The sequence below is a fragment of the Muricoccus harenae genome (assembly GCF_009848505.1).
GTDB classification, from domain to species: domain Bacteria; phylum Pseudomonadota; class Alphaproteobacteria; order Acetobacterales; family Acetobacteraceae; genus Roseomonas; species Roseomonas harenae.
This window is the reverse complement of the sequence record NZ_WWDL01000014.1, coordinates 90,343-114,611: the sequence shown is the minus strand read 5'-3', so window position 1 is coordinate 114,611 and position 24,269 is coordinate 90,343. Positions and strand designations below refer to the sequence as shown.

Sequence of the window (24,269 nt, the reverse complement as noted above, 5' to 3'; positions counted from 1 at the left end):
GCCCAGGGCCAGGGCGGCGAAGCCTACGACCAGGCCGCCTATGCCTGCCGCCCCCCGGGCGCCTATCACGGCCCCTTCAAGTCCGAGACCGGCTGCACCCTGCTCGAAATCCACTACTACGACGAAAGCGCGGCCTGATCTGCCTTCGGGCAGGTTCACGGAACACGGGACGGCACACACGGCCTGCCCCGGGCATGGCGCCGGAGAGCGCCAGCGGGGTGATCCATTGAAGTTGGAGGCTGCACGATGACTCGAATGGAACAGGCCCAAGGGCCCCGGATGGCGCGGAAGGCTGCGCGCCGCGCGCTGCTGGCCTCGATGGCGATGGGCCTCGCGGCGCTGGTTGCCGCGCCGGGCACGGCCACTGCACAGGCGACCTGGCCAGAGCGGCCCATCCGCGTGCTGGTGCCCTTCGCGCCTGGCGGCGTGACGGATGCGGTCGGGCGGCTGAGCGCCGAATGGCTGTCCAAGGCGCTCGGTCAGCCGGCTCCGGTGGAGAACCGCAGTGGCGCCAATGGCGCCATCGCCGCCGAGGCCGTGGCCCGCAGCGCGCCGGATGGCTACACGCTCTTCACCGCCAGCGCGTCGCAGATGGTGATGCTGCCGGCGCTGACGCGGATCAACTTCGATCCGGTGAAGGATTTCGCGCCCGTCTCGATCGTGGCCAGCAATCCCATGGTGCTGGCGGTCAGCACGAAGCTGGGCGTGAAGAACTTGGCCGAGTTCATCGCCCTGGCGAAGCGGGAGGGTGGCAAGCTCGACTATTCCAGCGCCGGCACCGGCTCCTCGACGCATCTCGCCATGGGCCTGCTGCTGGGCCGCGCCGAGATCCAGATGCAGCATATCCCGTATCGTGGCGGCGCGCCCGCCGTGCAGGCGCTGCTGGCGGGTGAGGTCGCCGCCTATTTCGGCAATCCGTCCGACATGATCCCGCATCTTGACGGCGGCCGCATCCGCGTGCTGGCGATCGCCGGGCCGGAGCGGCTGACGAGCCTGCCGGGTGTGCCGACCGTGGCGGAGCAGGGCTATCCGGGCTTCCGAGCCGAGACCTGGAATGGCATCGTCGCCCCAGCCGGAACGCCGGAGCCGATCGTCGGCCGCATGGCCCAGGCGCTGGGCGATGCCTGCAAGGATGCGGGGTTCCGCGCCTCGCTGGAGCGTCTGGGCACCACCCCGGTCTGCAGCACGCCCGCGGCCTTCCGCGATGCCATGGCGGCCGATGCGCCGATCTGGCGCGAAGCTGTGCGCGTCTCCGGCGCCAGCCTGGACTGATCGGGCCTGGACTGATCCGGCAAGGCCGCTAGGAAGGATGGGCCGGCGCGGCGTCGCGCCGGCCGCCCTTCCGGGCGGCGCATAGCGAGGAAGAGGCAGCACTCCCATGCCGTCCCAGCCGAAGCGCCCGCCGGGTCGTCCCTTGCCCCTGAAGGACCAGGCCTATGAGGCCATCCGCCACCACATCGTCACCTGCCGCTTCGCCCCGGGCGCGCGGCTGAACGAGGCGCAGGTCGCGGAGGCGCTCGGGCTGAGCCGCATGCCGGTGCGCGATGCCCTGGCGCGGCTGCGGCTGGAGGAACTGGTGACCATTCTTCCCCGCAAGGGGATCGAGGTGCCTCCTGCCAATCCGGAGGAGCTGCTCCAGATCATCGAGGTCCGCACGGTGAACGAATGCCTCGCAGCGCGGCTGGCCGCGGGGCGGATCACCGCCGCGCAGGTCACGGCGATGAAGCAGGTGCTGCGCCGGACCGAGGCGGCACTGGCGCAGCGCGACACGGAGGCGCTGACGCTTCTAGACCGCGAATTCCACGATATCATTGCCCGCGCCGCGGGGAATTCGATTATCGCCGCGCTGCTCGCCAACTTGCACGATCGCGCGGCACGCTTCTGGTTCATCTCGCTGGAGCGGGAGGCGCATCAGCCCGCCGTGCTACAGGAACATCGCGCCATCCTGGATGCGCTGGCGGCGCAGAACCCCGCGGCGGCGGCGCAGGCGATGGGCCGCCATATCGCGGCCTTCCGGCGCAATGTCATGCGGCTGAGCGGGCCCGCAGCATCGCGCCCGGCACGCGGTGCCCCCGCAGTACGGGCCAGCGCCGGACGCGCGGCCGCGCTTCGTTAGACCCACCTGCGGTGATGGCCCGCCGGCTTCTGCGCTGGTGCCGGCGGGCCCCGACGGATATCAGCCGAGCGCGTCACGCGCCGGGCGGCCAGCGGCCACATCGGCGATGTTGTCCAGCGCGCGATTCCCCATGGCGCTGCGCGTCTCGACCGTCGCGCTGGCGACATGCGGGGTGAGGAACACGTTCGGCAGCTGCGCGAAACGCAGGTCGAAGGCCGGTTCCTGGGCGAAGACGTCCAGCCCGGCCGCGTAGAGCTGGCCGCTGGTGAGGGCGTCGTGGAGTGCGTCCTCGTTCACCAGGCTGCCACGCGCGGTGTTCACGAAGATGGCGCCGCGCGGCAGCAGCCCGAAGGTCTCGCGGTTCATCACCTTGGCCGTGCCCGCGCCGCCCGGAGCATGCAGCGACAGCACCTGGGAACGCGGCAGCATGTCGTGGAAGCTGGGGACATACTCCGCGCCTTCCTCCAACTCAGGCGCCAGGCGCGTGCGGTTGTAGTAGATGACGTTCATGTCGAAGGCGCGGGCGCGGCGCGCGACGGCGCGGCCGATGCGGCCCATGCCGAAGATGCCCAGCGTCTTGCCGCCCAGGTCATGGCCCAACATGTCGGTCATGCCGAAGGAGCGGCGCCAGCCATCGCGCATGACGATGGCATACTCATTCGCCCGCCGTGCGGCGCAAAGCATCAGCATGAAGGCGAGATCGGCGGTGGCAGCGTTCAGCACGTCCGGCGTGTTGGTTACGACCAGGCCGCGCGCGCGGGCCGCGGGCACGTCGATATGGTCGTAGCCGACGCTGCAGGTGGCGACGACACGCACGGATTCCGGGAGGCGGCTGAGGGCGGCGGCATCAAGGCGCGTGCCGGCGGTCACCATCACTGCCTCTGCCGCGTGCCGCTCCGCCGCGTCCACGACCTCGTCCAGGGAGAGTCCGGCCGCGGGTGGCAGCACGGCGTCGAACTCGGCCCGGATGCGGTCCATGACGGCATCGGTCATCAGGCGGGCAAGGACGAGGCGTGGCTTCATGGCTAGGTGCTCCCTGGAATGGCTGGCGGCGATTGTAGCGGGTGCCGAAACGAAGATTGACGCCTCCCCGCCTGTATGACAACCATATGACTGACGGGAAGGGACCTTGCTGCCCTATGCCACTCGAATCTGGCCAGTTCTCGCCGCAAAGCGCGGCGCCGGTGGTGATCGTCGGGGCCGGGCAGGCGGGGGCGGAGGCAGCGCTCGCGCTCCGCCAAGGTGGCTTTCCTGGGCCGGTCCATCTCTTCGGCCGTGAGGCGGTGTCGCCCTACGAGCGACCGCCTTTGTCAAAGGGCTTCCTCCTTGGAACCATTCTCGAAGAACGCCTGATCTTCCGCAGCGCCGCGGCCTATGAGGCCGCGGGTATCCGGCTGGTGCTGGGGCGCGAGGTATCGCAACTCGATCCTGCGAACCGGCGCGTCGTGCTGAATGACGGCGTGGCCGTGGATTACGCCGCCTGCATCCTCGCCACTGGCGCGGAGCCGCGTCCGTTGCCAGTGCCCGGCGGCGGCCTGCCCGGCATCCTGTTGCTGCGCAGCCTGGAGCATGCGCGCCAGCTGCGCGCGGCGATCGTGCCGGGCCTTCCAGTGGTGGTGGTGGGCGGCGGCTATCTCGGGCTCGAGGTGGCGGCAAGCGCCCGCAAGCTCGGGGCCGAGGTGACGATCATCGAGGCGCAGCCCGCTCTTCTTCATCGCAGCGCCTCCGCCATCACGGCCGAGGCGCTGGCCTCCCGCCACCGGGCGGCAGGGGTGCGCCTGCTCCTGGGCCGGCAGGTCGCGCGGATCGAGGGCAGCGTGCGTGCCGATGGCGTGACGCTGGCCCATGGTGCCTTCCTGCCCGCATCGCTGGTGCTTGCCTGCATCGGTGCCAAGCCCGAGGTGGCGCTGGCACAGGCAGCCGGCCTGGCCTGTGATGATGGAATTCGCGTTGATGCGGCCTGCCGCACCGCCTTTCCGGACCTCTACGCGATCGGTGATTGCGCGCGGCAGGACGATCCCCGCTTCGGTCGTCCGGTGCGGCTGGAATCTGTCCAGAGCGCCACCTGGCAGGCGCGCTGCGCCGCCGCCGCCATTCTCGGCAAAGCCCTGCCCACGCCGCGGCCCGCCTATTTCTGGTCGGAGCAGCACGACGCGAAGCTGCAGATCGCGGGCCTCGCTGATCCACGCATGCCCTGCGACGACACGCTGGTCGGCGATCCGACGGGCGCCTTCGCTGTGTACCGCGTGCAGGATGGCGTCCTGCGCACGGTGGAGGCCGTGAACCGCCCCCGCGACTTCGTGCGCGCCCATTCCCTGATCGGGCAGCGCGCCGTCGAGCTGCCTGCCGCCTGAAATCACGAGAAGGATCCCGATGCCTGCCATCCACTTCATCCTGGCCGACGGAACCCGGCGCAGCCTCGATGCGCAGGAGGGTTGGACGGTGATGGAGGTCGCGCGCGAGGCCGGAGTGCCAGGCATCCTGGCGGAATGCGGCGGCGGCGCGCTCTGCGCCACCTGCCATGTGCATCTGGAGCCCGAATGGCTGCCGATCGCGGGCGGGGCGACGGAGACGGAGGACATGCTGCTCGAACTCGCCCCCGGCCGCGACGGCGCGAGCCGGCTGAGCTGCCAGATCGTCCTGACGCCCGCCCTGGATGGGCTGACGCTTCGCGTGCCGGAAGAACAGGCGAGCTGAGCCGGGCCGATGGAACGCCAGTCGATCAACCTCCTGGACATCCCTGCGGGAAGCCGGCTCGCGCTCGCGGACGGATCGGTGGTGGAGGTTGTGGGAAATCCGGGCGACGGAACCTGGATTTTCTGCCGCGCCGCCGATGCACCGCCGGACGCGCAGGATGTGCCGGTCTTCGCAAATGACGTCGTCGAGGTGTTGCCGTGAGGGCGCGGTGACGGCCCGCCCCATGGGTGCCCGGGCGCTGCGTCTCGGGCCCAGCCTGACGGAGCGCGTCGCCGATGCGTTGCGCGCCGATATCCTGTCCGGCCGCCATGGCGCTGGCGAGGCCCTGCCCTCCGAGCAAGCGATGGCGGATGCCTTCGGTGTCAGTCGCACGGTAATGCGCGAGGCGATCTCGCGGCTGAAGGCGGAGGGGCGCGTTTCCACCCGCCAGGGCCTTGGCGTCTTCGTCGCGGCCGAGCAGCCGCCGGAGGCCTTCCAGATCGACCCGGCCTCGCATGCCGATGTCGCGGAGGTGCTGCTGATCTGCGAGCTGCGAATGGGTTTCGAGGCGGAGGCCGCGGCGCTGGCCGCCCGGCGCCGGGATGCTGCCGATCTGGCGGAGATGGATGCGGCAATGGAGGCGATCGGCGACGCCATCGCGGCGGGCGACCTGGCGCGGGAGGTAGATGCCGATGTGCGGCTGCACCGGGCGATCAGCACCGCGACGCACAACGCCTATTATGTCTCCTTCTTCAATTCGATCGACCGCTTCCTGCGGGAGAACATCACCGCCTCCTGGCGCCGCTTCGCCGAAGGCCCGCCGGCCGAGGCGCAGGCGCAGGCGGAGCACCGCACGATCCGGAACGCGATCGCCGATGGTGATTCCGAAGCCGCGCGCGCCGCCGCACGCCTGCATGTCGCCAACAATGCCGAGCGGATCGCCCGGATACGCGGCGCTGCCGTGGTCCAGGCGGCTCCGGAGCCGGAAATGAAGCGAGAGGAGCGGGGATGGACACGCTGAACAGCCTGGTCGACCTCCAGGCCGGCACGGTGAGCCGGGAGATCTTCGTCAACGACGAGATCTTCCGACAGGAGCTGGAGCGGATCTTCGGCCGCGCCTGGCTCTTCGTGGGGCATGAGGACCTCGTGCCGAAGCCGGACGATTTCTTCGTCTCCCGCATGGGCACCGAATCCGTGATCCTGACGCGGGACCGGCAGGGCAAGATCAATGTCCTGCTGAACAGCTGCATGCATCGCGGGATGAAGCTGTGCCGCAGCGATGGGGGGAACACCCGCGCCTTCACTTGCCCCTACCATGGCTGGAGCTATTCCACCGATGGCCGGCTGGTGGAGACGCCCGGTGAGCTGGTGGGCGTGCCCGGCTTCGCGACGCATTACCGCGGCGAGCTGGACAAGAAATCCTGGGGCCTCGTCCATTGCCCACGGGTGGTGAACTACAAGGGAACAATCTGGGCGAGCTGGGACGCGAAGGCGCCGGATTTCGAGGATTACCTCGGCGGCTTCCGCATCTATCTCGACGCCGCGCTGGATCATCGCGACGGGCGCGAGGGCGGATCCGAGATGGTCGGCGGCGTGCAGAAATGGCGCGTGAAGTGCAACTGGAAGTTCGCTGCCGAGAACTTCATCGGGGACCTGTACCACGACATCAGCCACCGCTCAGTGGATCTGGTGGGCATCGGTCCCAGCGGAGGGAAGGGGCGGCGGGATCGGCCGCGCGGCCGCACCACCATCGGCTTTCCCGGCCTCGGCCACGGCGGGCTGGCCGAGCTGCCGCATCATGCCGAGCCGGACTATGTCGCAACCTACCGCAACCACCCGGAGGTCGAGGAATACTACCGGCAGGTGCATGAGGCGCGCGTGCGGAATCTCGGCGACCGGCTCCGCGTGACGACCGGCACGGGCACGATCTTCCCCAACATGTCCTTCCATGGGCGCCAGCCGCGCACCATCGCCGTGTTCCACCCGATCAGCCCGACCGAGATGGAGATGTGGCGCATCTACCTGGTCGACCGCGATGCGCCGCAGGTGGTGAAGGATGTCGCCCGGCACTACTATCTTCGCTACTCCGGTCCCGGAGGCATGACCGAATCCGACGACATGGAGAATTGGGTCTATGCCACGGAAGCGAGCATGGGCCCGGTGGCCCGCCGCTTCCCCTACAACTACCAGATGGGCGCGGGCCATTCGCAGCCGATCCCCGAATTGCCCGGCGGCTTCGACGGGGGCGAGTATTCCGAGCAGAATGCCCGTGTCCTCTATGGCCGCTGGAAGCAGCTGATGGAGGGCGGCGACTGGGATGCGTTGATGGCCCCAGGAAGCCATGCGGCGATGGAGCCGGCCCATGGGTGAGGTGATGGCCGACGACCGTCTCTCCGCCATGCTGCTGGAGCACGAGATCCGCGGCTTCCTGCATGCGGAGGCGGATCTGCTGGATGACCGGCGCTTCCCCGAGTGGCTGGACCTGCTGGCGGAGGATGTCCGCTACTGGATGCCCATCACGCGCAATGTGCGCCATGACCAGTCCGCCCTGGAATACACGCGCGAGCAGCAGGACAGCTGCTGGTTCGACGAGGGGAAGGAGACGTTGCGCCAGCGGGTGCAGCAGCTCCAGACCGGCATCCACTGGGCGGAGGAGCCGCGGTCTCGCACCGCGCATCTGCTGACGAATATCCGCATCGTCTCGGCCCTGCCGGATGCGGCTTCCGCAAAGGAAGTGGAGGTGCGCAGCCGCTTCCTCCTCTACCGCAACCGTATCCATGACGAGACCGACATCCTCGCCGGGAAGCGGCTCGACCATCTGCGGCGGGAGGAGGGCGGCTGGCGCATCAGCCGCCGCGAAATCCGCCTCGATCAGAGCGTATTGCTGGCGAAGAACCTCACCACCTTCTTCTGAGTCCGGAAGGAAAGGGGAGGCCGCCAGACCACACGGCGTATCGAAGCGGAGGATTTCGGACATGAAGTGGCTTATGTGGCTGCTGCTCGCGGCCTTCACCTCGGCTGGGGCCATGGCGGCCGATGTCTTTCCTACGCGACCTATCCGCGTCATCGTCGCCTATCCAGCCGGCGGCGTGATCGATCTTCTCACCCGCGTGCTGGCGGAGCGGCTGCGCGAACGGCTGAACACGCCGGTGGTGGTGGAGAACCGCCCCGGAGGCAATGGCGTGATCGGCATGCAGGAGCTCGTGCGCTCGGCACCGGATGGGTACACGCTGATCATGGGCGGGCTTGGCGGCCAGGTGCTGCCGGCCCTGGTGAACCGCAACTTCCCCTTCGACGTGACGAAGGACATCGTGCCGGTCGCGAAGGTGGCGGAATTCGTCAACTCCCTTGTCGTCAACAACGACCTTCCGGCGCGGAACGTGCAGGAGTTCGTCGCCCTGGCCAAGGCGCGCCCGGGGCAGCTGCATTTCGGCTCCACCGGCGTCGGCGCCTCTAACCACCTCACCGCGGCGCTGTTCATGATGGCGACGGGCACGCGCTTCGAGCATGTGCCGTACAAGGGCGCGGCCGCCTCGCTGACCGACCTGCGGGCCGGGCGGATCGAGATGGTGTTCGAGAACCTGCCCTCCGCCCTGCCGGCCATCAACGCGGGGGGCGTCCGGATCCTGGCGGTGACCAGCGCGAACCGCGTCGGGCAGTTGCCGGATGTGCCCACCATGGGCGAGAGCGGCGTGCCGGACTTCGTGGTGACCAGCTGGGCCTCCGCCTTCGCACCGCGCGGCCTGCCCGACCCGGTGCGGGACACGCTCAGCCGCGCCCTGGTAGAGGTGGCGAGCCAGCCCGAGACCCAGGCGAGGCTCCGTGGCATGGGGCTGGAGCCGGCGCCTTCCGGCCATGCCGAGTTCACGCCCTTCTTCCATGCGGAGCTGGCCCGGTGGCGGGGGGTCGTGGAAGGCAGCAACATCCGCGTCGACGACTGATCGCCGCAGCGGCGCGGGCATAGACCCGCGCCGCGCTCGTTTCACGGGCCCCGCAGCGGCCAGCACGGTGTCTCCTGGCCGGTCTTCTCGGTTGGCCGCAGAAGCGGTTCCTTCATCCAACCAGCCAGGGTCTCACTGGGCCATCGCGCCAGGTAATGCGCCCACTCCGTGGTCTCGTTGAAGACCGACTGGTGCGCGGCTTCCAGAAGGGGGCATCGGTCGCTGGCGGGCCAGGGCTGCTTCGTCACGAGCAGGCTGGCCTCCATCGCCGCCCCGCCCAGGGCCAGGACGCTGAAGATCATGAGTGTCGCCCGGGCGGCACGCTGCGCTCGCCCCACGGCCGGCACGAGCAGCGCGGCGGCCGAGACCATGGCCAGCACGGCGAGCGGCGCCATTCCACCCCTTGCCGTCATCTCATTGCCAGGGCCGAAGACATAACCGGGCAGCAGGCAGAGCAGGCCGGCCGCCGCCCAAAGGGCCCAGCCCCGGACCAGGATGGCCGCCGGCACGACCCAGCACAGCACCTCCAGGATCAGGAAGAGCGCCCAGACGCCCAGCGCATAGCCCACCGGATGCAGGATCAGCAGCGGTCCGTGCGGGACCTTGGTCGTGCCGGCCACGAGATAGAGGCAGATCGGCAAGGCGAAGACGACGGCCAGGATGTTCGGGAGGGAGAGCGCCCGCCAAGCCACGCCCAGACCCTGTCGGAGAAGCATGGCGACAGCCAGCGCGGCCGCGCCGGCGCTGGCCAGGGGGCTCCAGAAGGCGCCGGCCGCGAGTGGCAGCGCCAGGCTCGGTGCAAAGCCGGGGCTTTGCCAGTGCCGCAGAAGCAGAAGTGCCAGCAGCCAGGCCGGCATAGCGTGGTTCGGTGCCCAGAGGATGGCGGTGACATGGCCCGAATACTGAAACAGCCGCGGCCACCATTCGCCGCCGCGCCCCCAGCTGGCGAAGGGGCCGGTGCCGAAACTCCAGTCCAGCCAGATGTTTGGCAGCAGGTCGAGCCCATGGAACAGGACGAAGAAGCCCACCATCACGGCGAAGCCCCGCCCGGGCCGCTGGGGCGACACCGCGCGCGCCAGCAGCGCGATAGCCATGAGCGCCAGACTGAGGCCGAGGCCGGTCCAGAGCCAGAGCGCCGCCCGCGCGGCTGAGATGCCGGCGACATGGCCCACCAGCCCGGCCGGCACGTAGAAGCCGAGCGGTGCGCGCAGGAGCCAGTGGTCGCCGGTGTCGCTGTCCAGGTAACCGACGGGCCAGGGGCCAGTCGCGAGGTCGCGCAGGACCGCATCCCGGATCTGCCAGTCCGCCGTGCTGTAGACGAGATGGTGCGAGCCGGTCGCCCCCGCCCAGAGCAGGCCGAGGGCCAGGCAGAGCGCTGTCATTCCCGGGGTGAGCGGCCAGGGCTTGCGCCAGCCCGGGGCCATGGCCAGCGCCGCGGCACCGGCCAGCACTGCCGGCAGCGCAGCCCAGGGCGCCGCCCAGCCGCCCAGGAACAGGAGGCCCGGCAGGGTGAGGTAGGAGAGGATGAATACGGTTAGCCGGTCCGGCAGCGCATGGCCGACCAGACGGCCGAGGTCGAGCCGCGGCGTCCCGGTAGTGGCCGTGGAGGGACCGGGCGGGAAGGCCTCGGCCGTGGTGAGCGGAGGCTGCGCCTGGGTGTCGGTCACGCCGGTCGGAGTAGCAAGTGTCGCCATCGAATGCCCGATCTTTCTGTTCGGTGGGCCAGCCCGGCCGGGGTTCTGCGCGTCGGAGGGTGAGGACCCGCCGGAGTGCTAGGCCATGTAGAAGCCCTTGCCCTGCGCCTCACGGCTGCGCAGGAGGGAGCGACGGATCTGCTGGATCGTGCGCTGGCCAACATTCTGCTCGTAATACGCCTCGTCGGCCGGGAGGCGGTCCATCACCAACCGCCAGAGCCAGTCGATCTCCTCACGCGTTGCCGCACGGTCCGGATTGAACATGCTTTGCCACATCTCGGCGATTTGGGTGGGGAAAATCTCCTGACGATGCGCCGTGCAGGCGGCGCGCTTCGCCCCGATAATCTCCGCGATCGCCTCCGGTGCCACCAGCGGCGGTTCGGCCGGCATGGCGGTGACATAGGACATGGCGTCGAAGCCGAGGCTCGCGAAGCTTTCGGCCTGGAAGGGGTGCTGAAGCTCCTATAGCGGTCAAGCGGCCGCCGTAGCTGCCTCGAGTGGACGGGTCGGGCGGCAAAGATAGCCAAAGATCTCGCGGGCGACGTAGCGCTTGAGGCAGCGGATGATCTCGGGCTTGCTCTTTCCTTCGGCGGTACGGCGCTTGACGTAGTCGAGGGTGGGTTGGTGCCCCCGCATGCGGACGATGACCACGCGGTAGAGGGCGGCATTGGCCTTCCGGCTGCCGCCACGGTTGAGGCGGTGCCGGTTGGTTTTGCCGCTGGAGGCCGGGATGGGGCAGGCGCCGCACAGCTTGGCCAGGGCCGCCTCCGAACGGATGCGTTCCGGGTTATCGCCGAGGAGGATGAGCATCTCAGCCGCGGTGCCCGTGCCCATGCCGTGGGCCTGCATCAGGTCGGGTGCGAGTTGCTGCGTCAGCTGCCCGAGGCTGGCGTCATGGTCTCTGACTTCGGTGTTGAGGGCCAGCCATCGCCGGGCAATGCCTCGCAGGCTGGTCTTGGCGGATGCCGTGGTCGAGGTGAGAGGACCTGGACGCAGCGCGGCAAGATGCCGGAGCAGCGTCATCTTGCCGGTGAGTTGGTCGAGTTGCTCACGCAGAGCCGAGGGTGCGCTGACGATGATGGCCTTGGGTGCCAGCATGGCCTGGCTCCGCGCCTTGACGGCGGTGTCGCGGGCCACCTTGAGATGACGGATCATCTCGACCGTGCTGGTGCCGGACTTCGGCCGTGCCGTGACTTGTCCTGCCAGGACGCTACGGGCGGCACTCTCGGCGTCGAGCACATCGTCCTTGCCCTTGTTCCGTCGCAACTGGCGATTGGGACGGTTCACCTCGAGTACGGTGTGCCCCTGCTCGCACAAGAACCGGGACAGGCCAGCACCGTAGGACCCTGTGCCCTCGACGCCGATCGCACGGATTGGCCCCAGGGACCGCGCCCAGGCCTGCAGGGCTTGGTAGCCTCTGTTGCTGGCTGGGATAGTCAGGCTGCCGAGGCGGGCCCCGAGTGCGCTGATCGCGACGGCGGCATGGGTGGACTTGTGGGTGTCGACGCCGATGATGACGTCGGCGTCGGGTGCGGTACACTCACAGTTGCAGAATTCAGGTGACGGGCACGACGGCCCCTCTGTTCTGGTTTGATCAGGCGATGGCGACGGTGTCTGGCATGCCGAGCCGGTTATAGGTGTTGAGGATGGCGCAGCGGATCTGCACCTCAGCAACCTGACGGGCGGGATCGTGCGCGGCCAGCCGCTCGCCGAGGCGTTTGAAGCGCGACATCGCGGTCTCGGCGAGGCTGCGGATGTGATAGCCGCTCCAGCGCTTCCAGAGGCGTCGGCCCTGGTGCCGAACGGCGCGGATGGTCTCGTTGCGCTGGCCTGCCCCTATGGCCGGCGTCTTCCACGGTTTGCCATTGCGCCAGGGTGGCACGAGGAGGGCCGCGTTCCGAGCGGACGCGGCCTCGTAAGCCGAGCGCGTATCATAGGCGCGGTCGCCGGTGACGGAAGCGATCCCTTCCTCCTCCGGTACCTGCGCCAGCAGGTCGGGGAGGATCTCGCCATCACCGTGCCGGTGGTCCGTCATCTCGACAGCACGGATCTCGTGGCTCCCGGCATCGACGGCCAGGTGCACCTTGCGCCAGACCCGGCGCCGGTCAGCGCCGTGCCGGCGGACCTTCCACTCCCCTTCGCCCAGCACCTTCACCCCGGTGCTGTCCACGACGAGGTGCAGCGGCTCACCCCGGGAGCGGCAGGGGATAGCCACGGTGAGGACCCGCTGCCGGCGCGAGAGGGTGCTGTAGTGCGGCGCTGGCCAGTCGAGCCGGGCCAAGCGGAGCAGACTTCCCACCAATCCCTGCGCCGCCCGCAGCGGCAGCCCGAAGAGCACCTTCAGAGTCACTACACGCTGAATGGCGGCATCACTGAACACCCGAGGCCGGCCCCGCTGCCCCGTGCCATCCGGTGCATGCCAGGCCAGATCGGGCGAGAACCACAGCGTCAGGTCGCCACGGCCAATCAGGCCACGGTCGTACTCGCGCCAGTTCCGGATCCGATAGCGCTTCCTCGGCCGCTCAGGCCCCATCGCATCCTTCCTCATGGCCGATCACCCACGAGTTTTCCGCAACAACGCCTCGCTCCGCCGACCGGCGAGTCCTGCTGCACTGCAGCACTACGGCCGTGTCATCGGCTTGCACCGGATCGTCGCAGATGCCGATGCGCCCCCAGGATTCCCGCCGTCAGGTGGTAGAGGCTGCTGGCGGGCGCCGGCTCCGTGGAGGCCATCCCTTGCTGGTCCAGCCGCTCGAACCAAAGGCCCCGGGGGGTGACAGGGAGATAGCGGCGAAGGGCGGAATAGGCCCGGGCCACGCCGGCCGATGTGGCGTCCGGCCGCAGCACCTCCGCCTTCAGCCGCTCCGTCTGCGGCCAGAGGCGCGACCCCAGGGTCTTCGGGCTCCCATCGCTCCAGATTTCGTCATAGGCGGTGCCGAGCCGCGGGTTGACGCCGTGGCGGTCGACGAAGCCGAGCAGGCTACGCCCGGCCTCGGCCAGAGCGTCCGGCGGCGCGACGCTCCGCCTGGCCGCAACGCGCCGGTACCAGTCGAGCAACCAGATCCATTCGCAGTGATGGCCGGGTTCAATGACGTGGCGGCCCTGTTCGCGCAGCGGCGCCAGCGCGTCGTCGAAAAATTCGGGCAGCGTGCCGGAAGCCGGGTCCCACAGGCGGTCGAGGAAGAGCCGGACCATGGCGCCGGCGCGGTCGAGAAAGATCGTGTCACCAAAGGCTTCTGCCGCGGCGAGGAAGGCCTCGAGCAGGTGCATATGCGGGTTCTGGCGCCGCGGGAGGGCAGGGGGCGAGGAGAGGCTTTCGGCATAGCCCCCCCGCGGATGGGCGAAGCGTGAATCGAGATGATGAAGCAGGGCCAGGGCGTCCTGGCGAAGCCGCTCCGGCGGCAGGGTCCGGGACGCGCTGGCCAGGGCCAGCAGCACGAAGGCGTGGTCGTAGAGATCGCGGCTGTGGTCGATGATCCGGCCGTCCAGGTCGAAGCACCGGGCGTAGCCGCCATCCGCCTCGCGGGCCCTCTCCCGCAGGAAGGAAATGCCGAGTTCCACCGCCTCCGCGGCGCGCGGCAGGCCCGCCGCATGGGCCTCGGCGAAGACATAGACCTGACGCGAGACGACACGAAGGCGACGAAAACCGGCAGGGCTGTGGAGGGTGTCCAGCGCGAGGCTTTCGTGGAAGCCGCGGCGTGGCCAGTCCACGCCATGCTCCAGCCAGAGGGGCCAGGCCGAGTCACGCAGCCAGGACAGGGCGGCCTCCGAGGCAGCCAGCACCGGATCGGCCATGCCCAGGGATTCGTTCATGATGCTCTGGCCAGCCGGGTGAACTGCGCCGCAGGGATGCGGCAGGTACGGCATTCTAGGGATGCGCCCACTGGCCGGATAGGTCCCCGCATTCGGGCCCGGCCCCTGGCTGACGGTCCCCTGGCGAGGCTGTAGGATGCCGCCGGGGCATGCCGGCCCTTCCGCCTGGCCGGGACAGAGAGACCTTCAGGAGTAGCGCGTCTTGATTTTGCTGACGGGGGCAGCCGGCTTCATCGGATCGAACCTGCTCGCCCGGCTCAACGAGGCCGGGATCACCGATGTGGTGATCTGCGATGCGCTCGGCAGCGAAGGCAAGTGGCGCAACCTGCGCAACCATGAATTCACGGATTTCGTGCCGATCGATGCCCTGAAGGACTGGCTGCCCGGCGCCCCGGCGCTGGAAGGCGTCATCCATCTGGGCGCCAATTCGGACACCACGGCCGCCGATGGCGACGAGGTGATGGAGCACAACTTTGCCTGTTCGCTGATGCTGTGGCGGCATTGCGCCAGGACGGGCACGCCCTTCATCTACGCCTCCTCCGCCGCGACCTATGGGAATGGCGAAGCCGGCTTCCTCGACCAGGACAGCCCCGACTTCCTCGCCACCCTCCAGCCGCTGAACCTCTATGGCTGGAGCAAGCATGTCTTCGACCGGCGCGTCGCGCGCGACGTGGAGCAGGGGCGGCCCGTGCCGCCGCGCTGGTACGGGCTGAAGTTCTTCAACGTCTATGGGCCGAACGAATACCACAAGGGCCATATGCGCAGCGGCGTGTTCAACATCACCGGGACCGCGCTGCGCGGCGAGCCGGCACGGCTTTTCGCCTCGGACCGCCCGGATTACGCCGATGGCGGCCAGTCGCGCGACTTCGTCTTCGTGGACGATATCTGCGACATCATCCTCTGGTTGCTGCGGGGCTCGGCGCCCCCGGGGCTTTACAATATCGGCTCCGGAAAGGCCCGGAGCTGGAAGGATCTCGCCGAGGCGGTTTTCGCCGCGCTCGGTAAGCCGCCTGCCATCGAATACGTGCCGATGCCGGAGAACCTTCGCGGCCGGTACCAGTATTGGACCGAGGCCGAAATGTCGAAGCTGCGGGGCGCCGGATACAATGCCCCAATGACCTCGCTGGAGGAGGGGGTCCGGCGGTACGTGACCGAGTTCCTCGTGAAGGAGGATCAGTACCGCTAGCCCTGCTCCGATAGGCGGCGGGCCGCCGGGCCGACCTTCAAGCTGCAGTAGGATTTCGAAGGTTGCAACGCAGACCCTCTCCGCACGCATGTCGGGTATAAAAATCTTGTGAGCAACCGCTCACGAAGTCGTGTATAGGCTCGGCAGCACCCGATGCGCCGCATCCCCGCGGAACGATCCAGGTGCTGGCGCGAGGCTTCTGTGAACGCAGATCGTCACTTTGACCTGAACCTGGTGAAGAAGGTGTTCCTCTCCGCGATGGCGGGGCTCGCCCGGCAGCGGGCATCGCAGCTCCGCAGGCTCGAAGCCCTCGAGAGGCTGCGCGGCACCCTTCTGGAGACGCTGAGCACCGCGCAATATGCGTCCGACCCGGTGGAAACCATGCGGCTTCGTTCGATCATTGCGGCCGGCTTCGAGGCTGCCGTCCTCGAGGCGGAGAAGCAGCGGCTGTTCCTCCCGATTGCAGCGGTGGCCTCGCCCTATCCTGCCGTTCCGGCGATGAGCCACTGACCCTCGCCATAGTCGCCCTTCGTGATGGGCTGATGGCCACCCTGCCGAAGCATTCCTGACCCCAGTGCGTTTTGCCGCGGGAAATCCGCGGCGATTTCCCCGCGTCTTGCTTCGCTGTCTGCCCCGGCCTCCGGCAGGGGCAGCCATCCTTCGGGGAGGATGTCATGGCCCAGATCAACTGGGATCAGCCGTTCCACGTCGATCCCGCCACGCTTCAGCCAGCCGCTTCAGGAGTTCCCCTTCCGACCTACGGGAACTTCGGTGGGGCGGGATATTCGCAGGGCGTGTTCATCGCCAATCCTGACCTGACACAGTTCGATCCGGTGCCCGTCGATGCACTCGATCAGGAATTTCTGTTCCATGACCAGGCATCGGCCCTGGCCGGCACCACAGCGGAGCAGGCAGCCGCGGACGCCGCGCTGATCCGGGGCATCGAAGTGGTCAATCAAGGACGGCTGGACGCTCAGGCAAGCCTCTACGCCGGTGGCGCGACCCTGGCGATGATCGAGCAACTGGCGGCTGCCGACAGCCTCGAGCTGCTTTCCCAAGGCGAACTCGCCCAGGCCAGCGGGAATGCGCTGGAAAACATCGGAACGGGCTTTCGGGGCTGAACACGGCAGAGGCCATGCAGGCGGCTGCGTGGCTGAACGACGTGGCCCAGGCAAGCGGGGTTGATCCCTCGGAGGTGCTTGGCGACGTCTATGCCCTCCAGGCACAGCAGCCGGCCGATTTCATTTTCCTCTGACCCGATCGCGCCTGGGAAGGACCTGGGCACATCGCGCCCGGGCCTTCTGCCCCTGCCCGGAAGCGCCTAACCCGTTCCCATGCGTAGCCTGCGCCGGACCATCCCGTCAGACCTCGCGCCGCTCCAGGACCTTTACTCTCACCTGAACCCTGACCGTCCGATGCTTGCGACCGAGACCGCAGAGCGGATCTTCGACCGGATTCTCACGAGTCCCGATTGCCATGTGGCTTCGAGCTTGGGATCAAGGCGGGCTGCGTCGCCTGAGTGCGGACATTCGTTGGCGGGCGGGGTCCGGTCCCGGTGGGGGGCCTCACAACAGCCGATCCGTCTAGCGGCGCTCCGCGAAGAACGCCCGCAGCAGCCCCCCTCCCTCGCTCTCCCGCACCCCACCCACCACCTCGGGCGCGTGGTGGCAGGAGGAGGCCGCGTAGATCCGCGCTCCATGCTCCACCCCGCCGCCCTTGGGGTCATAGGCACCGAAGACCACCCGCCGCATCCGGAAGAAGGAGGCCGCCTGGGCGCACATCGGGCAGGGCTCCAGCGTCACCCACAAGGTGCAGTCGGCCAGCCATTTCTCCCCCCGCGCAGCCGCGGCGGCACGCATGGCCAGCACCTCGGCATGGGCGGAGGGATCGTGCCGCGCCTCCACCTCGTTCCCGGCCCGGGCGATCACCCGGCCCGTGGCATCGGTCACCACGGCGCCCACCGGCACCTCCCCCCGGGCCGCCGCCGCCCGGGCTTCGTCCAGCGCCAGCGCCATCGGCGAAGCATCCGCCATCCAGAATCGTCCTATCGCATCCAACCTCCGCTTGTGGGGGCGGGCATGCTCGCTCTACCAACCCCCTCATGACCGGACGACCCCTGATCGGCCTGACCCTCGATGCCGAGGAACCGGGTGGATATTCCAAACTGCCCTGGTACGCCCTGCGGCGGAACTACTTTGGCGCCGTCGCGACAGCCGGTGGGCTCCCCATCGCCCTGCCGCACGAGGCCTCCCTGGCCGAGGACTACCTCGACCGCATCGACGGCCTGCTGGTCACCGGCGGCGCCTTCGACGTGGATCCCGCCCTTTATGGCGGCGGCCCCCGCCATGACACGGTGGTGCTGAAGGAAGGCCGCACGGCCTTCGAGATCGCCGTGCTGCGTGGCGCCCTGCGGCGGGACATCCCCGTGCTGGGCATCTGCGGCGGCGAGCAGCTCCTGGCCGTGGCGCTGGGCGGCACCCTCATCCAGCACATTCCGGACAGCATTCCGGACGCCCTGGCGCATGAGCAGCCCAACCCCCGCACTGAGCCGGGGCATGAGGTGGCGCTGACGCCGGGCACGCTGCTCTCCCATATCGTCGGCGCGCCCTCCATGGCGGTGAACTCCGCCCATCATCAGGCGGTGGACCGGCCGGGGGAGGGGGCCATCGTCAATGCCCGGGCGCCCGATGGGGTGGTGGAGGGGCTGGAGCATCCCGGCTACCGCTTCTGCCTCGGCGTCCAATGGCACCCGGAATACGGGGTCGATGCGCGCGACCAGGCGATCCTGGACGCCTTCGTGGAGGCGGCCAGCCAGACCGGCCGCCATCGGGCCGCAGCATGAGCGAGGACGAGAAGGCCTCCGAGGCTGAACGCGGCGAACGCATCGCGAAGTGGCTTGCCCGCGCCGGCGTCGCCAGCCGGCGGGATGCGGAGCAGCTGATTGCCCAGGGCGTCGTCACCCTGAACGGGCAGAAGGTGGAGACCCCGGCCACCTTCGTCTCCCCGGGCGATGCGGTATCGGTGAGCGGCCGCCTGGTGGGCGCGCCGGAGGCGACGCGGCTCTTCCGCTACCACAAGCCCGACGGGCTGGTGACGACGCATAAGGACCCCCAGGGCCGCCCCACCGTCTTCGAGAAGCTGCCCGCCGGCCTCCCGCGCCTGGTGTCGGTCGGCCGGCTGGACCTGACGAGCGAGGGGCTGCTGCTTCTGACCAATGACGGCGCCCTAGCCCGCAAGCTGGAACTGCCCTCCAATGGTTGGCTGCGCCGCTACCGGGTGCGCGTGCATGGGCGGGTGAACGAAGGCGCCCTCGCCTGGCTGGCGCGGGGCATCACGGTGGATGGCGTGGCCTATGGCCCCATCCAGGCCGGGTTGGATAGCCGTGCAGGCACGAATGCCTGGCTCACCGTGTCGCTCCAGGAAGGCAAGAACCGCGAGATCCGCCGTGTCATGCAGCATCTGGAGCTACATGTGACGCGCCTGATCCGCGTGGCCTACGGCCCCTTCCAGCTCGGCACCCTGCCGCCTGGCGCGGTGGAAGAGGTGAATGCCCGGACCATGCGGGACCAGCTCGGCGTCGGCTCCGCGCCCCGCATCCAGCGCGGAGTCGAACGCACCGCCGCGCCGCCCGAGCCGGCGCCGACCCGTGCCCGGCCCCCCCGCGCGCGCCGGGCCGGAGACCCGCATCTGACGCCCTGGGGCGCCAAGCCCCGCAAGGACGGTTGAGCGCGCCGGTGGGTATGCCCGCTACCCGAGGGCTCCCTCCTCGATATGGGCGAGGCAGCGCCTTCGGATCCGCGGCGCTCGCATGAGGATCGTGGCAGGCCGCTGGCGGGGCCGGGCGCTTCAGGCTCCAGCTGGAGCCGAGACGCGCCCCACCGCGGACCGCGTGCGCCAGGGCCTGTTCGACGCGCTGTGGCACGCGCCCTGGGCCGGACGCGGCGCGATCGAGGGCGCGGTGGTGCTCGACGCCTTCGCCGGAACCGGGGCGCTGGGGCTTGAGGCGTTGTCCCGCGGTGCGGCGCGGGCGGTGTTCATGGAGCGGGACCGCGCGGCCCTGGGCGCGCTGCGGGCGAATATCGCCGCGCTGAAGGCGGGGGACGAGGCGCGGGTGGTGGCGGCCGATGTGCTGCGGCCGCCCCGGGCCGAGCAGCCCTGCGGCTTGCTGTTCCTCGATCCTCCCTATGGGAAGGAGCTGGGGCCGGCGGCGCTCAAGGCCCTGGGCGGGGCGGGCTGGATCGCCCCCGGCGCCCTCGCCTGCCTGGAAGTTGGCCGGGACGAGGCGGTTCCGCCGCTACCTGGCTGGGAAGTTGTGGCGGAACGGGAGCAGGGCGCGGCACGGATGCTCGTGCTGCGCGCCCGCACGGAGCCGGATCAGCCGTGATCCGCCTCCCTTTCGCTACGGCGCCGCGGCGCTGAGCCGCAGCGGCTCCGGATCGGCCGAGGCGGCCCGCCGTGCAGCCCCGGCCGCCTTGTCCACGCTGACCACCACCGACATGCCCGGCGCCAGGTCCCCGGCCAGCGGTTGGCCCTCGTTGATGGCGATCCGCACCGGCAAGCGCTGCGCCACCTTGGTGAAGTTGCCGGTGGCGTTGTCCGGGCGGATCACGCTGAATTCCGATCCGGTGGCGGGTGAGAAGCGCTCGATCCGGCCCGCCAGCCGCGCATTCTGCAAGGCATCCACCGTGAAGGTGACGGGCTGGCCAATGCGCATGCCGTAGAGCTGATCCTCCTTGAAGTTCGCGATCACCCATTTCCGATCGGGCACGAGCGCCGCGAGCTGGCTGCCCGCGGCGACATACTGGCCGAGACGCACCCCGATCTCGCCCAACCGCCCGTCCTGCGGTGCGACGATGCGCGTGTTCTGCAGGTCGATCTCGGCAAGTCGGACGGCAGCCTCGGCATTCTCGACGGCGGCTTCCAGGGAGTGGCGGTTCACCAGCACCGTCTGCAGCTCCTGCCGTGCCACCTGGAGGGTGGACTCCGCCTGGTGGAAGGCCGCCTGCGCCTGCGCAAGGGCGGCGCGGGTCTGGTCCGCCGCGCTGCGGGTGGAGATGCCGCTCGCGACCAGGGATTCGGTGCGGTGGGCATTCGCCTCAGCCGTCTCGAGCGCGGTCCGCGTTCCGGCCACCTGGGCCTGGCCCGCCTCGATCCGAGCCTGGGCGGAGCGCTGGGTCTGATCGGCATTCCCCAGATTCGCCTGCTGGATGGCGAGCGTCGCCTGCGCCTGGCGGAGCCGCTGCTGGAAGATGCGGTCATCGATGCGGGCGAGCAGGTCGCCGGTGCGGACCTGCTGGAAGTCCTGCACCGGCACCTCGGTGATGTAGCCGGCGAGCTGCGGGGCGATGATGGTCACCTGTCCGCGGACATAGGCGTTCTCGGTGACCTCCACGGATGTGCGGAAGGGCGGCAGGCGCCAGGCGTAGAGGACGAGCAGCGCACCCGCGACACCGGCGAGGACGATCAGTCCGGCGCGGGTAATCTGAAGGATCTTTTTCATGGGCCTGTGGTCTGGGATCAGTTGGCCGCGGCGGGCTGTGGTGCGGCGAGCCGCAACCGGAGCCTGCCGTAGAGGGCATGGAGAATGAGGGCGATCAGCGCGACGGTGGCGAGCGCGGTGATCATCAGGAAGGCGTCGTTATAGGCCAGGACATTTGCCTCACGCGTCGCCTGCTGCGCGAGCAGCGCCGCGCCCTCGGCATTGAGGAGTTGGAGGTCGGTGATGACCCGGCCATAGCTTGTGGCGAGCTGGCGGATCCGCCCTGCGACGGCCGGATCGGTGAGGGTGAGGTGCTCGACCAGATGGCTCGAGTGAAACTTCTCCCGCCACGTCACGAAAGTGCCGAAAAGCGCCGATCCCATGAGGCCACCGAGACTCTGCGTGAACAGGAACACGGCGAAGAAGCTTGTCAGAAAGGTCGGCCCCCGCTGCAGCGTCCTCGTCATCCCGACCAGCAGCGCCGGCGGCAGGAAGAGCATGCCGCCGAAGGCGATCAGCGCCTGGCTCAGATACATGTTCGAGGGGCGCGTCAGGTTGGTCGCATGGCTATCCATAAAGGCGCCGGTCGCGATGCAGACCAGTGCCATGGCATGGATGGCGGGCACGCGGTCTGGCTTCAGGACCAGTGCGCAGGTGATGCCGCCGGCGATGGAGGCCGCCAACATCACGAGGTAGAGTTCCTGGCTTTGTTCGTTGAGCAGGCCAAGCGTCTGGAACAGGCCGATGGCACCCGCGCTCTGCTCCGAAAGCGCGAGGCGGAAGACCAGCATAATGGCGGCGAAGTGGACGATCTCGCGGCTCGTCAGCCACTGGATGTTCAGCATCGGTGCGGATTCCGACGGAAGTCGGCCACCGGTTCCAATTTGAAGTCGGCCGGTGATTCCGGGATGAAGTCGGCCATTCCGATTTGAAGTCGGCCACCCTGTCGGGGGTGGGTGGTTGCTCGACCGCCGGGCGGGGCCCGGTTCCCTTTCGCGATGGGCGCGAGGAGGGAGCTGGATGCCGGCCGAGAGAGTGTCGATGCGACGCGTGCGAGAGATCCTGCGGCTGAAGTACGAGGCGGGCGCCTCCGACCGGGCGGTTGCGCACTCGGTGGGTGTGGCGCGCAGCACGGTACGGCTGTGCCTGGACCGGGTGGCGGCCGCAGGGCTGACCTGGCCTTTGCCGGAGACGCTGACGGACGGGGCCTTGGAGGCGCTGCTGTTTGCCGGGCCTGGCGCGCCGGCGGGCCAGCGGCGCAAGGCCGAGCCCGACTGGGCCGAGGTGCACCGGGAGTTGCGGCGTCCGGGCGTCACGCTGATGCTGCTGTGGGACGAGTACCGGCAGGCGCAGCCGGATGGATATCAGTACAGCCGCTGGTGCGAGCTCTACCGGGGCTGGGAGGGCCGGCTGTCGCCGACGATGCGGCAGGTGCACCCGGCGGGGGAGCGGCTGTTCGTCGACTTCGCCGGGCAGGCGGTGGAGGTGATCGACCCTGCCACCGGTGAGGTGCGCACGGCGCAGGTGTTCGTCGCGGTGCTGGGGGCCTCAAGCTACACCTATGCCGAGGCGGTCTGGACCCAGACGCTGCCGGACTGGATCGGTGCCCATGTCCGGGCGCTGGAATTCCTGGACGGCGTGCCGCGGCAGATCGTGCCCGACAACCTGCGCAGCGGCGTCTTACGGGCCAACTGGTACGAGCCCGGCCTCAACCCGACCTACCGCGATCTCGCCGCCCACTACGGCACTGCCATCCTGCCGGCGCGGGTCCGGCGGCCGCGGGACAAGGCCAAGGTCGAGGCCGGCGTGCTGGTGGTGGAGCGCTGGATCCTGGCGCGGCTCCGTCACCAGCGGTTCGGCTCGCTGGCGGCGCTGAACGCGGCGGTCGCCGCGCTGCTCGCCGACCTGAACACCCGGCCCATGCGCCGTCTGGGTGTCAGCCGCCGGCAGCTGTTCGAGGAGCTGGACCGTCCGGCACTGGCAACGCTGCCGGCGGAACCCTTCGTCCACGCCGAGTGGAGGATCCGCCGGGTCGGGCTCGACTACCATGTCGATGTCGAGGGCCATTACTACTCGGCGCCGCACCGGCTGCTGCGCCAGCAGGTCGAGGCAAGGCTGACGGCCCGGACGGTGGAGCTGTTCCACAAGGGCGAGCGCGTCGCGGTCCATGTCCGTGGCGGGCTGCGCGGCCGGCACACCACCCTGGCCGAGCACATGCCGCAGGCACACCGGCGCTATGCCGAGTGGACCATCGAGCGGATCGGGCGCGAGGCCGTCGCCATCGGCCCGTCCACTACCGCGCTGACGGCAATCATTCTCGAAAGCCGACCGCATCCCGAGCAGGGGTTCCGCGCCTGCCTCGGCATCCTGCGGCTGCTGCGGACCTATGGGCGGGATCGGCTGGAGGCGGCGTGCACGCGGGGCTTAGAGATCGGCGCCCGCTCCTACGGCTCCATCCAATCCATCCTGCAGCACGGCCTCGACCGCCAGCCAGCGCCGCGCCGGACGCGGGAGGAGGACGAGCTTCCGCTGCTGCACCCGAACATCCGTGGCTCCGGCTACTACCATTGAGAGGAGACAGATCATGCTGACCCATCCCACCCTCGACCAACTGCGCCAGCTCGGCCTTGCGGGTATGGCGCGGGCTTTTGAGGACCTGCAGAGCCGCAGCGGCGGCGACCTTGCCCCTGCCGAATGGCTCGGGCTGCTGCTCGACCGCGAGATCGCCGAGCGGCACGACCGCCGGCTCAAGGCCCGGCTACGGTTCGCCAAGCTGCGCCACCAGGCCAGTGTCGAGGACATCGACTGGCGAACCAGCCGCGGCCTCGACCGCGCCCTGTTCCAGAAGCTGGCGCTCGGCGGCTGGATCGAGGCGCGGGAGAACCTCATCATCGAGGGCCCGACCGGCGTCGGGAAGTCCTGGCTAGCCTGTGCCCTCGGTCAGAAGGCATGCCGCGACAATCACTCGGTGCTCTACCAGCGCGTGCCGCGGCTGTTCGCCGACCTTGGCCTGGCCCGCGGCGATGGCCGGCACGCCCGGCTGATGCGCACCCTCGGCGCCGTGAAGCTCCTGATCCTCGACGACTGGGGCCTCGAGCCGCTCGGCCCGGAGCAGCGACGTGACCTGCTGGAGCTCCTGGAGGAGCGTTATGGCCGCGGCGCCACCCTGGTCACCAGCCAGGTCCCGGTAGACCGATGGCATGACCTGATCGGCGATCCAACGCTCGCCGACGCCATCCTCGACCGCCTGGTCCACAACGCCCACCGCATCCAGCTGCGCGGCGACAGCCTGCGCCGGAGGCGGGCTGCACCGACAACACCGGACGCTTGACCTGAACCGCCTACCCGATGGAGACAACCACCC

General features: G+C 69.4%; 26 protein-coding genes. 17 read left to right on the top strand and 9 right to left on the bottom strand.

From position 1 onward, the window contains the following. Window positions 1-255: 255 nt before the first annotated feature. Both GSE44_RS12285 and GSE44_RS12280 read left to right on the top strand, forming a co-directional pair. Entirely contained in the window at window positions 256-1,272 is a 1,017-nt protein-coding gene (locus GSE44_RS12285; RefSeq protein WP_235924752.1) for a Bug family tripartite tricarboxylate transporter substrate binding protein, read from the top strand. Between the two features lie 106 nt (window positions 1,273-1,378). Beyond that, complete coding sequence (locus GSE44_RS12280; protein WP_159349110.1) at window positions 1,379-2,116, top strand: GntR family transcriptional regulator; 738 nt, start codon at window positions 1,379-1,381, stop codon at window positions 2,114-2,116. A gap of 60 nt (window positions 2,117-2,176) precedes the next feature. Here the strand turns inward: GSE44_RS12280 and GSE44_RS12275 are convergent, their stop codons facing one another. Next, window positions 2,177-3,139, bottom strand: a complete 963-nt coding sequence (locus GSE44_RS12275; RefSeq protein ID WP_159349109.1) for a 2-hydroxyacid dehydrogenase — start codon at window positions 3,137-3,139, stop codon at window positions 2,177-2,179. Window positions 3,140-3,255: 116 nt separating this feature from the next. Between GSE44_RS12275 and GSE44_RS12270 the strand changes: the two genes are divergently transcribed. The 7 genes from GSE44_RS12270 to GSE44_RS12240 all read left to right on the top strand — a co-directional run bounded on the left by GSE44_RS12270 (window position 3,256) and on the right by GSE44_RS12240 (window position 8,733). Beyond that, the gene (locus GSE44_RS12270; RefSeq protein ID WP_159349108.1) at window positions 3,256-4,470 is read left to right on the top strand and encodes an NAD(P)/FAD-dependent oxidoreductase; all 1,215 of its coding nucleotides are present in this window, start codon (window positions 3,256-3,258) and stop codon (window positions 4,468-4,470) included. Window positions 4,471-4,489: 19 nt separating this feature from the next. After that, window positions 4,490-4,813 carry a 2Fe-2S iron-sulfur cluster-binding protein gene (locus GSE44_RS12265; RefSeq protein ID WP_159349107.1) on the top strand — a complete coding sequence of 108 codons (324 nt, stop codon included), beginning with the start codon at window positions 4,490-4,492 and terminating at the stop codon, window positions 4,811-4,813. 9 nt (window positions 4,814-4,822) lie between these two features. Continuing rightward, entirely contained in the window at window positions 4,823-5,014 is a 192-nt protein-coding gene (locus GSE44_RS12260) for a hypothetical protein (protein ID WP_159349106.1), read from the top strand. Window positions 5,015-5,021: 7 nt separating this feature from the next. Beyond that, the gene (locus GSE44_RS12255) at window positions 5,022-5,813 is read left to right on the top strand and encodes a FadR/GntR family transcriptional regulator (RefSeq protein WP_159349105.1); all 792 of its coding nucleotides are present in this window, start codon (window positions 5,022-5,024) and stop codon (window positions 5,811-5,813) included. Then, window positions 5,801-7,162, top strand: coding sequence for an aromatic ring-hydroxylating oxygenase subunit alpha (locus GSE44_RS12250; protein ID WP_159349104.1), 1,362 nt, complete (start codon window positions 5,801-5,803; stop codon window positions 7,160-7,162). The genes GSE44_RS12255 and GSE44_RS12250 overlap by 13 nt, the downstream gene beginning before the upstream one ends. Further along, a complete protein-coding gene (locus GSE44_RS12245) occupies window positions 7,155-7,706 on the top strand; it encodes a 3-phenylpropionate/cinnamic acid dioxygenase subunit beta (RefSeq protein ID WP_159349103.1) in 552 nt (183 codons plus the stop codon). The genes GSE44_RS12250 and GSE44_RS12245 overlap by 8 nt, the downstream gene beginning before the upstream one ends. A gap of 61 nt (window positions 7,707-7,767) precedes the next feature. Then, window positions 7,768-8,733: a Bug family tripartite tricarboxylate transporter substrate binding protein gene (locus GSE44_RS12240; RefSeq protein WP_159349102.1), complete on the top strand. Its 966-nt coding sequence runs from the start codon at window positions 7,768-7,770 to the stop codon at window positions 8,731-8,733. A gap of 41 nt (window positions 8,734-8,774) precedes the next feature. Here GSE44_RS12240 and GSE44_RS12235 read toward each other — a convergent pair whose 3' ends face one another. The 5 genes from GSE44_RS12235 to GSE44_RS12215 all read right to left on the bottom strand — a co-directional run bounded on the left by GSE44_RS12235 (window position 8,775) and on the right by GSE44_RS12215 (window position 14,240). After that, window positions 8,775-10,427, bottom strand: coding sequence for a hypothetical protein (locus GSE44_RS12235; RefSeq protein WP_159349101.1), 1,653 nt, complete (start codon window positions 10,425-10,427; stop codon window positions 8,775-8,777). Window positions 10,428-10,505: 78 nt separating this feature from the next. After that, window positions 10,506-10,835 carry a hypothetical protein gene (locus tag GSE44_RS12230; RefSeq protein WP_159349100.1) on the bottom strand — a complete coding sequence of 110 codons (330 nt, stop codon included), beginning with the start codon at window positions 10,833-10,835 and terminating at the stop codon, window positions 10,506-10,508. A gap of 63 nt (window positions 10,836-10,898) precedes the next feature. Further along, window positions 10,899-12,101 (bottom strand): IS110 family RNA-guided transposase, encoded by a 1,203-nt coding sequence (locus GSE44_RS12225; protein ID WP_201306050.1) that lies wholly within the window; start codon window positions 12,099-12,101, stop codon window positions 10,899-10,901. Continuing rightward, window positions 12,022-12,960, bottom strand: coding sequence for an IS5 family transposase (locus GSE44_RS12220; RefSeq protein ID WP_159349124.1), 939 nt, complete (start codon window positions 12,958-12,960; stop codon window positions 12,022-12,024). Before GSE44_RS12220 ends, GSE44_RS12225 begins: the two co-directional genes overlap by 80 nt. A 98-nt stretch (window positions 12,961-13,058) precedes the next feature. Next, window positions 13,059-14,240 (bottom strand): AGE family epimerase/isomerase, encoded by a 1,182-nt coding sequence (locus GSE44_RS12215; RefSeq protein WP_235924751.1) that lies wholly within the window; start codon window positions 14,238-14,240, stop codon window positions 13,059-13,061. A 202-nt stretch (window positions 14,241-14,442) separates the two neighbouring features. Here GSE44_RS12215 and rfaD point away from each other — a divergent pair, with 202 nt between their 5' ends. The 3 genes from rfaD (at window position 14,443) to GSE44_RS12200 (ending at window position 16,547) form a co-directional block, all read left to right on the top strand. Continuing rightward, complete coding sequence (gene rfaD / locus GSE44_RS12210) at window positions 14,443-15,426, top strand: ADP-glyceromanno-heptose 6-epimerase (RefSeq protein WP_159349099.1); 984 nt, start codon at window positions 14,443-14,445, stop codon at window positions 15,424-15,426. 201 nt (window positions 15,427-15,627) lie between these two features. Continuing rightward, window positions 15,628-15,936, top strand: coding sequence for a hypothetical protein (locus tag GSE44_RS12205; protein WP_159349098.1), 309 nt, complete (start codon window positions 15,628-15,630; stop codon window positions 15,934-15,936). A 164-nt stretch (window positions 15,937-16,100) separates the two neighbouring features. After that, entirely contained in the window at window positions 16,101-16,547 is a 447-nt protein-coding gene (locus GSE44_RS12200) for a hypothetical protein (protein ID WP_159349097.1), read from the top strand. Between the two features lie 462 nt (window positions 16,548-17,009). Here GSE44_RS12200 and GSE44_RS12195 read toward each other — a convergent pair whose 3' ends face one another. After that, window positions 17,010-17,459, bottom strand: a complete 450-nt coding sequence (locus GSE44_RS12195; RefSeq protein WP_159349096.1) for a nucleoside deaminase — start codon at window positions 17,457-17,459, stop codon at window positions 17,010-17,012. Window positions 17,460-17,527: 68 nt separating this feature from the next. Here GSE44_RS12195 and GSE44_RS12190 point away from each other — a divergent pair, with 68 nt between their 5' ends. The 3 genes from GSE44_RS12190 (at window position 17,528) to rsmD (ending at window position 19,810) form a co-directional block, all read left to right on the top strand. Further along, entirely contained in the window at window positions 17,528-18,268 is a 741-nt protein-coding gene (locus GSE44_RS12190) for a gamma-glutamyl-gamma-aminobutyrate hydrolase family protein (RefSeq protein ID WP_159349095.1), read from the top strand. Further along, on the top strand, window positions 18,265-19,152 hold the full coding sequence (locus tag GSE44_RS12185) for a pseudouridine synthase (protein WP_159349094.1): 888 nt from the start codon (window positions 18,265-18,267) through the stop codon (window positions 19,150-19,152). The genes GSE44_RS12190 and GSE44_RS12185 overlap by 4 nt, the downstream gene beginning before the upstream one ends. 82 nt (window positions 19,153-19,234) lie before the next feature. Beyond that, entirely contained in the window at window positions 19,235-19,810 is a 576-nt protein-coding gene (rsmD, locus tag GSE44_RS12180) for a 16S rRNA (guanine(966)-N(2))-methyltransferase RsmD (RefSeq protein ID WP_159349093.1), read from the top strand. 15 nt (window positions 19,811-19,825) lie between these two features. On the opposite strand, the gene GSE44_RS12175 is transcribed toward rsmD, so the two are convergent. Together GSE44_RS12175 and GSE44_RS12170 are read right to left on the bottom strand one after the other, a co-directional pair. Next, window positions 19,826-20,926, bottom strand: a complete 1,101-nt coding sequence (locus GSE44_RS12175) for an HlyD family secretion protein (RefSeq protein ID WP_159349092.1) — start codon at window positions 20,924-20,926, stop codon at window positions 19,826-19,828. Window positions 20,927-20,943: 17 nt separating this feature from the next. Beyond that, window positions 20,944-21,750: a hypothetical protein gene (locus GSE44_RS12170; protein ID WP_201306049.1), complete on the bottom strand. Its 807-nt coding sequence runs from the start codon at window positions 21,748-21,750 to the stop codon at window positions 20,944-20,946. A 196-nt stretch (window positions 21,751-21,946) separates the two neighbouring features. Here GSE44_RS12170 and istA point away from each other — a divergent pair, with 196 nt between their 5' ends. Both istA and istB read left to right on the top strand, forming a co-directional pair. Then, window positions 21,947-23,476 carry an IS21 family transposase gene (gene istA / locus GSE44_RS12165; protein ID WP_159349091.1) on the top strand — a complete coding sequence of 510 codons (1,530 nt, stop codon included), beginning with the start codon at window positions 21,947-21,949 and terminating at the stop codon, window positions 23,474-23,476. Window positions 23,477-23,489: 13 nt separating this feature from the next. Continuing rightward, window positions 23,490-24,236: an IS21-like element helper ATPase IstB gene (gene istB / locus GSE44_RS12160; RefSeq protein WP_159349090.1), complete on the top strand. Its 747-nt coding sequence runs from the start codon at window positions 23,490-23,492 to the stop codon at window positions 24,234-24,236. Window positions 24,237-24,269 lie beyond the last annotated feature (33 nt).

Coding starts and splice junctions, on each gene's coding strand:
- GSE44_RS12170 (WP_201306049.1), bottom strand. CDS start 21,750: ATGCTGAACATCCAGTGGCTGACGAGCCGCGAGATCGTCCACTTCGCC.
- GSE44_RS12270 (WP_159349108.1), top strand. CDS start 3,256: ATGCCACTCGAATCTGGCCAGTTCTCGCCGCAAAGCGCGGCGCCGGTG.
- GSE44_RS12175 (WP_159349092.1), bottom strand. CDS start 20,926: ATGAAAAAGATCCTTCAGATTACCCGCGCCGGACTGATCGTCCTCGCC.
- GSE44_RS12190 (WP_159349095.1), top strand. CDS start 17,528: ATGACCGGACGACCCCTGATCGGCCTGACCCTCGATGCCGAGGAACCG.
- GSE44_RS12230 (WP_159349100.1), bottom strand. CDS start 10,835: ATGTCCTATGTCACCGCCATGCCGGCCGAACCGCCGCTGGTGGCACCG.
- GSE44_RS12185 (WP_159349094.1), top strand. CDS start 18,265: ATGAGCGAGGACGAGAAGGCCTCCGAGGCTGAACGCGGCGAACGCATC.
- GSE44_RS12215 (WP_235924751.1), bottom strand. CDS start 14,240: ATGAACGAATCCCTGGGCATGGCCGATCCGGTGCTGGCTGCCTCGGAG.
- GSE44_RS12240 (WP_159349102.1), top strand. CDS start 7,768: ATGAAGTGGCTTATGTGGCTGCTGCTCGCGGCCTTCACCTCGGCTGGG.
- GSE44_RS12275 (WP_159349109.1), bottom strand. CDS start 3,139: ATGAAGCCACGCCTCGTCCTTGCCCGCCTGATGACCGATGCCGTCATG.
- GSE44_RS12285 (WP_235924752.1), top strand. CDS start 256: ATGGAACAGGCCCAAGGGCCCCGGATGGCGCGGAAGGCTGCGCGCCGC.
- rsmD (WP_159349093.1), top strand. CDS start 19,235: ATGAGGATCGTGGCAGGCCGCTGGCGGGGCCGGGCGCTTCAGGCTCCA.
- istA (WP_159349091.1), top strand. CDS start 21,947: ATGCGACGCGTGCGAGAGATCCTGCGGCTGAAGTACGAGGCGGGCGCC.
- istB (WP_159349090.1), top strand. CDS start 23,490: ATGCTGACCCATCCCACCCTCGACCAACTGCGCCAGCTCGGCCTTGCG.
- GSE44_RS12235 (WP_159349101.1), bottom strand. CDS start 10,427: ATGGCGACACTTGCTACTCCGACCGGCGTGACCGACACCCAGGCGCAG.
- GSE44_RS12245 (WP_159349103.1), top strand. CDS start 7,155: ATGGGTGAGGTGATGGCCGACGACCGTCTCTCCGCCATGCTGCTGGAG.
- GSE44_RS12220 (WP_159349124.1), bottom strand. CDS start 12,960: ATGGGGCCTGAGCGGCCGAGGAAGCGCTATCGGATCCGGAACTGGCGC.
- GSE44_RS12195 (WP_159349096.1), bottom strand. CDS start 17,459: ATGGCGGATGCTTCGCCGATGGCGCTGGCGCTGGACGAAGCCCGGGCG.
- GSE44_RS12200 (WP_159349097.1), top strand. CDS start 16,101: ATGGCCCAGATCAACTGGGATCAGCCGTTCCACGTCGATCCCGCCACG.
- GSE44_RS12280 (WP_159349110.1), top strand. CDS start 1,379: ATGCCGTCCCAGCCGAAGCGCCCGCCGGGTCGTCCCTTGCCCCTGAAG.
- GSE44_RS12265 (WP_159349107.1), top strand. CDS start 4,490: ATGCCTGCCATCCACTTCATCCTGGCCGACGGAACCCGGCGCAGCCTC.
- GSE44_RS12260 (WP_159349106.1), top strand. CDS start 4,823: ATGGAACGCCAGTCGATCAACCTCCTGGACATCCCTGCGGGAAGCCGG.
- GSE44_RS12250 (WP_159349104.1), top strand. CDS start 5,801: ATGGACACGCTGAACAGCCTGGTCGACCTCCAGGCCGGCACGGTGAGC.